Source organism: Brevundimonas sp. LM2 (assembly GCF_002002865.1).
In the GTDB taxonomy this organism is placed as follows: domain Bacteria; phylum Pseudomonadota; class Alphaproteobacteria; order Caulobacterales; family Caulobacteraceae; genus Brevundimonas.
In genome coordinates, this window is the sequence record NZ_CP019508.1 from 762,183 (window position 1) to 774,049 (window position 11,867).

6 protein-coding genes are annotated in these 11,867 nt (G+C 57.1%); 5 read left to right on the forward strand and 1 reads right to left on the reverse strand.

All coding sequences use genetic code 11. The annotated features are described in order from the left end of the window. The first annotated feature begins 132 nt into the window (after positions 1-132). Both BZG35_RS03830 and BZG35_RS03835 read left to right on the forward strand, forming a co-directional pair. On the forward strand, positions 133-3,489 hold the full coding sequence (locus tag BZG35_RS03830; protein ID WP_077354443.1) for a glycosyltransferase: 3,357 nt from the start codon (positions 133-135) through the stop codon (positions 3,487-3,489). Then, positions 3,489-5,849, forward strand: a complete 2,361-nt coding sequence (locus BZG35_RS03835) for a glycoside hydrolase family 99-like domain-containing protein (protein ID WP_077354444.1) — start codon at positions 3,489-3,491, stop codon at positions 5,847-5,849. Before BZG35_RS03830 ends, BZG35_RS03835 begins: the two co-directional genes overlap by 1 nt. A 589-nt stretch (positions 5,850-6,438) precedes the next feature. On the opposite strand, the gene BZG35_RS17840 is transcribed toward BZG35_RS03835, so the two are convergent. Next, on the reverse strand, positions 6,439-6,882 hold the full coding sequence (locus tag BZG35_RS17840) for a hypothetical protein (RefSeq protein WP_171981870.1): 444 nt from the start codon (positions 6,880-6,882) through the stop codon (positions 6,439-6,441). On the opposite strand from BZG35_RS17840, the gene BZG35_RS03840 reads away from it, so the two are divergent. From BZG35_RS03840 to BZG35_RS03850, 3 genes are all read left to right on the forward strand, one after another. Beyond that, entirely contained in the window at positions 6,859-9,141 is a 2,283-nt protein-coding gene (locus BZG35_RS03840; RefSeq protein ID WP_171981871.1) for a glycosyltransferase family A protein, read from the forward strand. The genes BZG35_RS17840 and BZG35_RS03840 overlap by 24 nt on opposite strands. 664 nt (positions 9,142-9,805) lie before the next feature. Next, positions 9,806-10,882, forward strand: a complete 1,077-nt coding sequence (gmd, locus tag BZG35_RS03845) for a GDP-mannose 4,6-dehydratase (RefSeq protein WP_077354446.1) — start codon at positions 9,806-9,808, stop codon at positions 10,880-10,882. Then, a complete protein-coding gene (locus BZG35_RS03850) occupies positions 10,872-11,843 on the forward strand; it encodes a GDP-L-fucose synthase (protein WP_077354447.1) in 972 nt (323 codons plus the stop codon). The genes gmd and BZG35_RS03850 overlap by 11 nt, the downstream gene beginning before the upstream one ends. The last annotated feature ends 24 nt before the right edge of the window (positions 11,844-11,867 follow it).

Here is an 11,867-nt window from a genome sequence, read left to right on the forward strand (position 1 = left end):
TCGGAGCGTCGCGTCGGCGTAGCGCTCCTGTCCCTCAGGTCAAGCGGAGTCCTGACCTCACAGGCTTATAGCCATTGCAAAAATTGCATATCGCTTGTGCGGGCGCGAAGCGGAAGTTAGGATTCTGCGGCGATGTTCGGTGTGCCCGAAGCGGCCGCCGACAGGCCAATAAACCTATGTGGGGATACGATGCGTCTGACAAAGAAGGCGGCGAAGCTCTTTGGAGCATTCAAGCGCCGCATTCATCCGGGCGCGAGAGTGACGGTTCGGTCTCCAGAAGACCTGTTTGATCAAGATTGGTATCTCGCTCGCTACCCGGATGTGGCCGCGGCGGGGATAGCAGCCTACGAACATTATTCTAATCAAGGCTGGAAGGAGCGCCGTGCGCCCCACCCGATGATCAGCCCAGATTGGCTCGCCCGTGAGTATCCACTCTCCAAAGACGAGAATCCGTTGATATGGTATGTTCGAGAGAGTACTCGCAAAAATTTGCTACTTACGCCAGCCTTCAATGGTAAAGTCTATAAGACGTCGAATGCCGATCTCGGCGGCGTCTCAAATCCGCTAGCGCATTTCCTGAAACACGGGTGGCGTGAAGGTCGCCGCGCCAGCCACGCGTTCGATCCGTTGGCATACCGAAAACACAATCCCGATTCGCCTCAAGACGCCGGACTGGCCATGGCGGAATGGGCCCAGGAAGGGTTTCCGGTGCTAGATGCACACCTTCTGGAACTGGCCGCCTTGGGTCCCCCGCGGTGGGATCCCGAAGATGTCTATTCCTTTGGCTTCGACCGAAAGTGGTATGAAAGCCAATATCCCGAAGCTTCTACGTCGGACGGCGATCCACTTAGTCACTATCTCAAACGTGGGTGGAAAGAGGGGCGATCTCCTCATCCGATGATCAATCCAGCGTGGATACGTTCTCGCTACCCTGATGCGAGCAACGTGGAGTTGATCGTATGGCTCTTTGGGCCGGGATCGACCATACGGAACTTCTGTCCCATCTTCGATGCCGCCACCTATGCCGATAGCAATCCTGATCTAGCCTCGTTGCATAGGCCGGTTGAACATTTCATGGCAGGCGGGTGGCGCGAGCATCGCGTCACGCACCCGGTTTTCCGCGAACTTCACTACTTGATGGCGCATTCCGATGTCGCGTCGGCGGGAGTTCGTGCGGCAGAACATTTTGTTCAATCCGGGGTGACCGAAGGCAGGGCCATGTCACCCCTCTTCTGGCCCGACTGGTATGCGGATCAAGCCGGGCTCCCCAAGGGTGATCAGATTTCCTTGCTTGGGCACTATCTGAAGGAGGGGTTTTTATCGGGCCGCGAGCCCAACCCTTTCATGGATCGAGAGTGGTACGACCTAACCTTGGCGCCGCGGACACGTGGTGACGTCTCGCCTCTGCAGCATATGCTGGCTGACACCGGGCCCAATCCGGCCAGTCCTCATCCTCTCTTCGATGCGGAATTCTATGGTGCGGCTCTTGAGGTGCCGCTTGCCCATGTCGATCGCTACGCACACTTCCTTGCCGAGGGCGATCGCGACGGTCGATCCAGCCATCCTTTGTTCGATGCCGACTTCTATCGCCAGGGGAACGCCGACGTCTCCGCATCAGATTTTGGGCCGCAGCTCCATTATGTACTGATCGGCGCCCCAGAGCAGCGGTGGCCAAACCCGATGTTCGATCCAGAGCATTATGTCTGGAACAGCCCGACGCCAGACGCCGCTAGGAGGGGCGGTTTGATGCACTACGTCCGCAGTCCGCGGAATGCGCGTCATCCTCACCCATTGTTCGACGCGTCGGCATATGCGGCCCATGCCGGCGGCCGATTGGGCGGCATGCATCCTCTGGTTCATTACCTCACGACCAGCTCCAACTTGGACGCTCTGTTGGTGGAAGGCAAAAAGACAGGCGTTCCGACGCATCGACCCATTCGCACCGGCTTTGAAAGCCGTAGGGCACCGGTCATTGAACGTTCGGAACTCGTATCCGTCGTGATGCCGTTGTTTAACTCCTCAGTAGACCATCTGCGACGCGCGATCGAATCCGTCCTGCTACAAAGCCATCAGGCGTGGGAGTTGATCATGATAGACGATGGATCGACCGAGACGTTAGGTCGGGAACTAGCGGATCAGTATTCAGCCGCTGACGAGCGTATCGTCCTCACAGTCCTCGACGCAAATCAAGGGATCGCTGGCGCTACTAATCAAGCCTTGGCATTGGCGAGTGGCGAGTTCGTCGCCTTTCTCGATCACGATGACGTCCTGCATCCGCATGCCATTGCTTTGGCGATGGATCGGCTCGCGGGTTCTGACGCAGACGCGTGCTATACTGATCAGTCGTCAATCGGCCCTTCCGGCGAATTCCGCTCGGTTTTCTTTAAGCCGGACTTCTCGCCGACCATGCTTTTGGGCGTGATGTATATTGGGCACTTGCTGGTTGTCCGGACAGAAACCGTCCGGGCGATGGGCGGCTTTGATCCGGCCTTCAATAGGATTCAAGATTATGAGTTCATGCTGAGGCTTTCTGAGAGGTCGTCGGCCATCAACCACATAGCTGACATATTATATCAATGGCGGATGGTGCCCGGCAGCATAGCAGCCGATCCAAACTCCAAGGGTGCCATCGAGCCGCTTCAGGCCCTCGCGGTGAACGCTCATCTTGAGCGGAGAGGGCTGCCCATAAAGGCGCGTCCTCACGCCGTCTTGCCCCATCGCTTGGTTCTCGAGCCAGCTTTCGACAAAGGGTCACGCCGGCCGACTGTAGCGTTTGTCGTTCGAGATCGCGGTTCAGTCGGGAGCAACTCGAACCTGATGGAGCAGGTCCTCCAGCAAAATCCAGAGGCCAGCATCAGGCTGGTGGGGGGCGCTGGAACCGATCGAGGCTCTTTGATCGCGGACGTTGAGGATCTACTGCAGAAAACTGAGGCCGAAGTCATAGTTTACGTCGATGCGGGCATCCACAACTCCACGGCGAACGATTGGCTGGATTACCTGCTGATGCATTTGGCCGATGTGAAAGTTTTCGCTGCCGGTCCGCATGTGGTTGATGAGGACGACCGGGTGATAAGCGCGGGTTGGGTGTTGACTTCAACGGGGTTGGCTCCCGCGATGAGCGGTCTTGCGGGTGACCACGACGGCCACGGAGGCTCGCTAGCCTGCGACCGCGAAGTGAGCGTTTTGTCCGACTTGGCCTTTGCTTTCAAAGTGAGCGAGGCGAGGGCGGCGGGCGGCTTCAACCTGGATTATGAGGGCATGCTTCATGGCATGGCTGACCTCTCTCTCAGGGTGGCGCTGACAGGCGCGCGCCTGGTCGCCGTGTCGGGCGCGAGAGTGACTCTCGACGAGCACGATGAGGAAAAGCAGGCAATCGAAGAAATAGACGCATTGATATTTAGGGATCAATATCGGGATCAGCTTGAAAACGGAGATCCGTACTTCAGTCGAGGATTCGCAGGAGACGCGACTTTCCGGGCCGAAATCTAATGAATTTAGTCTTCGCATCGCATTGCAATTTTAAGGGCAACAGCGCGATGCACGTGTTTTCGATCGCGGAAGCGCTGATCGACCTCGGCCACGATTGTCTTGTCATTGTTCCGGACGAGCCGCAGACCGTACTGGCTCATGGAGCGCATCGCTTCTCCTTATCTACCTACGCCGAGGCTCTATCCACGAAGTTGAAGTTCGCGAACGGGGCTGGGCCGGACTTTATTCATGCCTGGACCCCGCGGGACCACGTAAGGGAGGTGGTGGAGGCTATTTCGCGTGCCGAGCGCTGCCCCTACCTTGTTCACATGGAAGATAACGAGGAGCAGATTCTCGTTGATGAAATCGCTTCTCTGGACATCGAGACTATTAGGAGGTTGCCTGATGAAACGATCAGCGGCCTCATCGGAGTAGATCATCGTTCTCACCCGGTAAAGTCGCGTTTGTTTATCGATGGCGCTATCGGCTTTACGTGTCTGATTGAGACGTTGCTTGAATTTTCTGCTGTTGGCCAAGACGCTCTGACTTTTTGGCCGGGGTTTGATGCTGCGTTCGCGGAACTAGGCGATCGCAATGCCGTACGTCGTAGCTACGATCTCCAACAAGACGAAACTGTTATTCTTTATTCCGGCAACGTCCACCTTTCTATCGTTGAAGAGATAGCCGACCTTTATGGGGCGGTGGCGCTTCTCCGCCGACGTGGTCGAAACGTCAGGCTTGTCCGGACAGGGTGGGATTACGCGGCTATGCCGCTGGGCCCGCAGGCCATCAGTCATATTGGCGCCCTCGAACTAGGCTTTATCCCGCGCGGCGATTTGCCAGGCCTGGTTAGCGCGGCGGACATTCTGGTCCAGCCCGGCAAGGTTGGTGCCTTCAACGACTACCGGTTCCCGTCGAAGCTACCCGAATTTCTCGCGTCCGGCCGACCGGTCCTTCTGCCGAAAGCCAATATCGGATTGCATCTGACGGATGGCGAGAACGCCTTCCATCTGGAAGACAGCGGTGTTCTGGATATCGCATCGCATGTCGAACGTATCATGGACTTGCCTGATCGCGGTTTGTCCGTGGGAATAGCCGGACGCGCTTTCGCGCTTGAGAATCTTACCTGGACAAAAGTCGCCATTCGTTTGGAGAGCTTCTACCGCAAGCTCATCGAAAAGGCGGCTTCGAATGCGCTGGACCTCAACGACAGCCGCATGACTGTGGACCGCAGGACTCCGCAGTTTCCAGTGGATCTGATCGCTTTCTATCTCCCCCAGTACCACCCAATCCCCGAAAATGACCTCTGGTGGGGCAAGGGCTTCACCGAATGGACAAACGTGACCAGGGCGCGTCCTACGATAGAAAGCCACGATCAGCCGCGACTGCCGACCGATCTAGGATTTTACGATCTGCGTCTGCCGGAAATCATGGTCAATCAGGCAGAAATGGCGAGAGACTTTGGGGTTTCTGGGTTTTGCTTTTATTATTATTGGTTCGATGGGCGTAGATTACTCGAAGCACCCCTCGATGGCTGGCTAGCAGGCGGTCCAGATTTTCCGTTCTGCATTTGTTGGGCGAACGAGCCTTGGAGCCGTCGATGGGACGGCTCGAATGCAGAGGTCCTGCTGGACCAGACCTACGGAATCAATTTCGCTGAGTCATTTATCAGCGATATCCTGTCGATTTTGAAGGATCCGCGCTATATCCGTGTCGACGAGGCACCCGTGCTTTTGATCTACAAAATCAGCGATATCCCGGACGCCCGAGGCGCAATCGCCACTTGGCGCCGCGTTGCCCGGGAGAATGGTATTCCGGAAATCCATGTCGTGGCCGTCCAGTCGTTCGGGCTCGGCGATCCTACGGGCTACGGCGCGGATGCAGCGGTGGAGTTTTCGCCGCCGCATGAAGACCGAATGCTGATTGATCCCATCAATGCCGGCGTCGCCGGAGGTTCCTTCCGTGGATATCTTGAAGACTATATCTCCGTCGCGATGCGCAGCATCAAAGCCGATCCGGTCAACTATGTCCGTTACCGTGGCTTATTCCCCCGTTGGGACAATACGGCGCGACGCAGGGAATATGGGCACGTCTTTATAAACGATAGCGCGAAGGCTTACGGCTCGTGGTTGCGACATCTCACTTGGGAAGCGCTTTCCAGCCGTGAGGTCAAAGCTCCCCTCGTATTTGTCAACGCCTGGAATGAATGGGCGGAGGGTGCCTACCTCGAGCCTGACCAGACCTATGGTGACGGCCTTCTCCATGTCACCCGTGCCGCTCTAGGCGAAGGCGTTATCGACTTTGTGCGAGGGCGAACCCCAGCGCGCGATAGAGCGTTCACGAACGCTGTGTCTATCCTTCCTGATCTGCAGCGGCGTTGATGGGGAAGCCCAGCATTTGCGCGCGACTTTTGGGTTGCTCAACCAAGCGCTGGGTCCCATGAGGTGGCGTCTCGGAACGGGACTCGTGCAGCGATCGGCGGGGTTCGGACCAGCTAGCTTCGGATCGTTGACTTCGTCCTCCTCTTTCGCCGGACATCGGCCATCGCCGCCCGGAAACATAAGCGGTGCAGCCCGGGGCTGCACCTCAACTATCAGGCTGTGACTTATGAAGATTGCTATTCAAGATAGCTGGCCAAACCTACCAGAGAATGCCGAGAAGGAATTCATCCAGAGATTTCACATTGCCTGTGATCACCTTGGCATAGCATGCGAGACGGTCGTCACGAGTGCTGACATCATGAGGGCAGACCCCCATATGGTATTGGCGTCTCATGAATTTTCGCGCAAACTAACCCAATATCCGACTATTGGTCTAGTATGGAGTCCCACTCAATTTTTCGAGCGAGACGCCTATCGCGTCAGATCCCTGCTTTCATATGACGGATACACAGCGGCCAACACCCGGGTTCGCCGTTGGCTAAAGGATAACTCGTTCGGCGTTGGTATTGAAAAGCCTATCGGCGAAGGCCTATTCTTGCCCACCACCTACATCTCGGACCTCAAGACCGATCCTATAGCGCGCCGCATGAACTCTGCCGCCTATATTGGTGTGCATTGGGATGGTGGTCGACACGCTGAATTGTTCGCTGAGCTTGCCAAACGAAATGCTGCGACATTTTACGGGCCGTCTAGTAGCTGGGATCACGTAGGAAGCCGATACGGAGGTTTTTTGCCGTTTGACGGACGGTCCGTACTTGCCGCGCTTGCGAAACATACTGCCGTATTGTGCCTTCACAAGGATGAACACCGCGCCGAAAATACGCCTTCCATGCGAATATTTGAAGCCTGTTCCGTGGGCGCAGTACCCATTTGTGATAACATTGATTTCGCGAGGGAGCACCTCGGTGACATAGCGCTTTTTGTCGATCTCAATCGGAAGCCAGAAGCCGTGGCTGACCAGATTGAGGCTCATCTACAATGGATCACCAACAATCCGGAGGCGGCAGCTGAACGGGCGCTTCGCGGCCAACGTTGGTTTCAGGACGAATGGTCGCTCGAATCGAAGATCAAGACCGTCATTCTTCCTTTGTACGAGCAGGTCCTGGCGGCCGGGTCCTTCGCGCCGCGTGTCAAAGACGTGGCGGCGGGACGCCGACGCAAAACGAACTCGCCGGCTGCGGCACCGATCTGTGAGGTGGTCATCCGTACCGGTGGACGGGATCTCGTCTTCCTAGAACGAGCGCTCAAATCGGTCATGGCCGCCAGTTCTGTCGACCTGCCTGTCCACGTGGTCGTAGCGGACTACAAGGGCAAGGCCGAGGTTGCCGCTCTATGCGATGCGCTGCATTCGCCCGTCTTCAGAGTGCGCTACGTTCGCACGCCGGACACAGGCTTCCGGTCGACGGCACTCTGGGGTGGCATTCTGGCGTGTGAGGCCGAGTTTGTCGCTCATATGGACGACGACGATACGGTGTTCCCCAACCATTATCGCCAACTGGTTAAGACCTTGAAGCGGTACCCTAAGTCCAATGTCGCCTATTCCGGAGTCGTACTGATGAACGACGAGCCGGACAACTATTTCAAAACAATAAACTTTTTTGGCCCCCGCGAAGAGATAATAAAAGAAGATCGCGACTTGAAGTTTCTGGACGCCTTTGATCTCGATCGGCTGTCCATTTTTGATAACTTTATTCAGAGCAACACCTGGCTGGCACGGCGCGATTTTATCCAATCTGCGATAGGGGAAGATCCCGAACTTGTCGTGGTCGAAGACGTCTATCTTTATCTTCTCATGGCCAGCTCCGGGCCCTTCAGGTTCACTGGTAGCGCTACCGCTCTTTGGCACTGGCGGTCGCAGACTGACGGCGACAACTCCATGTTCGCGATCGACCAAAACATCTGGGCCGAAAATGGCAAGCGGGTCATGCGACGTCTGGCCCGAATGCCGTTTCTCGTATCCTCGCTGCCGGGAAAGCTGCCGGGGGCGAACGATCCCAATTGGGAAACCGCGTCCCACCAGCCTGCCGTGGGCTTACGCTACGGAGATACTGTATCGGTCGACCGCGACTTTGTGATCGCCCATCGATGCTTGGGGTTCCATCCGATCGGGGAGGGGATCGGTCTCTGGTCGAAGGAAACGGTCAGTATTGTTGTGGTTCATCTGTCCCGCGGTGCAGCCGAAGGTGGTTGCGTCCTGCTGGTGACATGTGCCGGAGCCTTCGATCCAGAGGTATCCGATCAATGGATTCGGATCAGCCTCTCCAGCGGCGCGTCAGTCCGTCTTCCTGTGACCGATTGGGAGACGCGACAGATTTCCCTCGAAATTCCACCAGGTGGGAGCACCGCAATCACGCTGTCGGTGACAACGTCCCATTTCGTGAACCCGGGGCGCCATGGGTCTGCCGACGACCGCGATCTCGGTGCTCGCATCGTTGATATAGGCGTCGTCAGAACCGAAGAACTCGTCCCGTTCCCAACCTCGGTTGAGTTTGGCGGCCAAAATGATGAGATCGAGTTCGACGGCTTGGGGCATTATGGGCTGCTTGCCGCCAACCCCAATCAGCAATTTATCGTCGCCGACGGGCCGGCGACCTTGTTCGTGGGCGTCGGCTCAACCATCTGGGCGACCCATCTAGATGCCGACGAGCCCGTCGCCCTGACAGATGAAGCGCGTGCAAGCGTGTGGTATCTGATTGTGCGACATCCTAACCTTGATGAACGGCGCAAGGGGATGAAGGTCTCACTTTCGCGGCGTGAGCCCGACGCTACGTTTCTCGGGCGCTGGAACAGGTTCGCCTCATCCATTGAGGGCCAGGTGGGCACTTATACGTCGGCGGGGGTTGATGATGAGCAACTCTCGTTCGTGTTCGGTGAAAAGCCGGTTCGCGGCCAGGCTTCTTCCGACAGTGTCTTCGTGTTTCGCCGGAAAGATGACGATCTTTTCTGGGAAGTGCGGTCTGATCAGGTTGAAACTTGGAAAATTTTGGCCCCGCTCGGGTCACGCACCGCCTGCGACGGTGATCTGGTCAGCCGCGGCCGGCTCGAACCTCCAGGGGCTATCGCCGCGAGTGCCTATGAGGCGCTTGTGATCGAGACCAACCCATGGCTGCCGGACGCAGCTCGGTCGCTGCTCTGCAGGACAATCTATGGGCTTGTGCGTGAGGTGTTGGCGGGCGGTAGGGTCGAATGCAAACCGCTGGCGCTATCGCTGCTTATCAGGATGGTCGCTTGATGCTCAGATCGATGGCAAAGCCCCGAGTTCGAAAATTCGAGTGAGTTCAACTTAGGCTCACTATAGTCATAGTATAGTTCGGGGCTGGGCGTCTGTGTCGTCCGCTGTAAATTTGGTCATCCGAGAAACCGGCGTATCGAAAGGGCGGCGCTCATTGTAAGCAGCCGCATCGCCGCATAGGACGCCATGTACAGCCGGCGAGCCGGAATTGCCTTCCCACGCCATCACGATTTTCTTCGGCTTTTTCCCGGTTCTTGATCAGCCATCGCGGTGGTACCGCGAAGGTGTTTTTGATGAGGTTGCGCGCTAGTCGATCGAGCAAAGGACCGGCTTAGGCTTCCCTGAAGCCGGATCCATGGGTGCCAGCCGGGTCGAGCCACCGGCCGCTTTCGCTGCTCAGACGTTCCGATGGCGCAAGGAGAGGGGGCTGGGACGCTCCTGGTGATGAAGAAGGCCCGCACGTTGAACGGCGCCCACTCAAGTCCTTAGGCCCATGCACCCGGTCGTTTGATCCAAGTTCGCGTGGCATTTTTCCATTTGGCCCGCGTTGTCTCGCTCTGACCCTCAATGTTTTTGTTGTCCGGTCGGCTGCGGCGTTGATACAAGGGCGCGTTGCGCGAATGGGCGGGGTTACGCTCCAAGCGCGTGGAATTTGCGGGGTAAGATGGCCGACGGGGTTAGTGGCAAGGTTGCGCTGGTGACGGGTGTGACGGGTCAGGATGGGGCCTATCTATCGGAACTATTGCTGGAGAAGGGCTACACCGTTCATGGGGTCAAGCGGCGGTCGTCTTCGTTCAACACCGCACGTATCGAACATCTTTACCAAGATCCGCACGAAAAGGATCCGCGGTTCATCTTGCACTACGGTGATCTGACCGACTCGACGAACCTCATCCGCATCATTCAGGAAACGCAGCCCGACGAGATATATAACCTGGCCGCGATGAGCCACGTCCAGGTGTCGTTCGAGACGCCTGAATACACTGCAAACGCTGACGGCATCGGTACCCTGCGTATTTTGGAGGCGATCCGTATTCTGGGACTGGAGAAGAAGACCCGATTCTATCAGGCTTCGACTTCCGAACTCTACGGGATGGTACAGGAAGTGCCGCAGTCGGAGACCACGCCCTTCTATCCTCGAAGCCCTTACGCGGTCGCGAAGATGTACGGCTACTGGATCGTGGTGAACTACCGCGAGGCCTATGGTATCCACGCCTCCAACGGTATTCTGTTCAATCACGAGAGCCCGCTTCGCGGCGAGACCTTCGTGACGCGCAAGATTACTCGGGCGGTGGCTGCCATCCACCATGGCTTCCAGCAGACACTCTTCCTCGGCAATATCGATGCGAAGCGGGATTGGGGTCATGCCCGCGAGTATGTTCGCGGCATGTGGCTGATGCTGCAGCAGGAAAAGCCAGACGATTATGTGTTGGCCACGGGAGAGACCACCGTCATCCGTGACTTTGTCAGTCACGCCTTCGCACAAATCGATGTTGAGCTCCGCTGGGAGGGCGAGGGGGTTGATGAGAAGGGTATTTGCGTCGAGACCGGCCGAGTCTATGTCGAGATCGATCCTAGATATTTCCGCCCTACCGAAGTTGAGCTGCTGATCGGCAATCCCGCCAAGGCAAAGGCAAAGCTGGGTTGGACTCACGAAACCAAATGGCAGGCGTTGTGCGAAGAGATGGTTGCTGCTGACCTCGTCGCCGTTGCCAGGGAGAGGCGTGGCAATGGCGAATGAGGCCGTCTTCCAGCTCGCCGGAAAGCGAGTCTGGGTCGCAGGGCATCGTGGCATGGTCGGCTCGGCAATCGTCCGTCGGCTCGCGTCCGAAGACTGCGACGTCATCACTGCGACACGGGCCGATGTCGACCTGAAATCACCAGATCAAGTTCAGGCGTTCGTGGGGGACCACAAGCCGGATGCAATCTTTATGGCTGCGGCAAAGGTCGGCGGTATCTTGGCTAATGATACTTATCCGGCAGACTTTCTCTACGATAACCTGATGATTGCGGCCAATGTAACCGAGGCGGCTTATCGACAGAACGTGTCCAAGATGCTTTTTCTGGGCTCCAGCTGCATCTACCCGAGAGATGCACCGCAGCCGATCCCGGAAGACGCCCTGCTTACGGGACCGCTGGAGGGCACAAACGAATGGTACGCGATCGCCAAAATCGCAGGCATCAAGCTTGCCCAGGCTTATCGCAAACAGCATGGCTGCGACTTCATCAGCGCCATGCCCACCAATCTGTACGGCCGGGGCGACAACTACGACCTAAACTCCAGTCACGTCCTCCCCGCGCTGATTCGTAAGGCCCACGAAGCCAAAATGGCAGGCGCAAGCCAGATTACGATCTGGGGTACAGGAACGCCAAAGCGCGAATTCCTGAACTCCGATGACTGCGCCGACGCATGTGTCTTTCTTATGAAGGCCTATTCAGACGTCGAACATGTGAACGTGGGCTCGGGGCAAGATATCGCCATAATCGACCTCGCGAGATTGGTCTGCGATGTCGTGGGCTTCACGGGCTCTATCGTCACCGATACCTCAAAGCCCGACGGCACCATGCGAAAGCTAATGAGTGGAGACAAAATCCGCGCCATGGGCTGGGCCCCCACCATCGAACTAAGGGCCGGAATCACGGACGTCTATTCGCTGATGGTGGACTCAGGTCTATTCACGCATCCAGCGCCAGTAACCTGAGCCCGTCGAGACCGTAGCGCTTGC

Excerpts from the sequence above, each read along its gene's own strand:
- BZG35_RS03830 (WP_077354443.1), top strand. The coding sequence starts at position 133 with ATGTTCGGTGTGCCCGAAGCGGCCGCCGACAGGCCAATAAACCTATGT.
- BZG35_RS03835 (WP_077354444.1), top strand. The coding sequence starts at position 3,489 with ATGAATTTAGTCTTCGCATCGCATTGCAATTTTAAGGGCAACAGCGCG.
- BZG35_RS17840 (WP_171981870.1), bottom strand. The coding sequence starts at position 6,882 with ATGAGCCTCAATCTGGTCAGCCACGGCTTCTGGCTTCCGATTGAGATC.
- gmd (WP_077354446.1), top strand. The coding sequence starts at position 9,806 with ATGGCCGACGGGGTTAGTGGCAAGGTTGCGCTGGTGACGGGTGTGACG.
- BZG35_RS03850 (WP_077354447.1), top strand. The coding sequence starts at position 10,872 with ATGGCGAATGAGGCCGTCTTCCAGCTCGCCGGAAAGCGAGTCTGGGTC.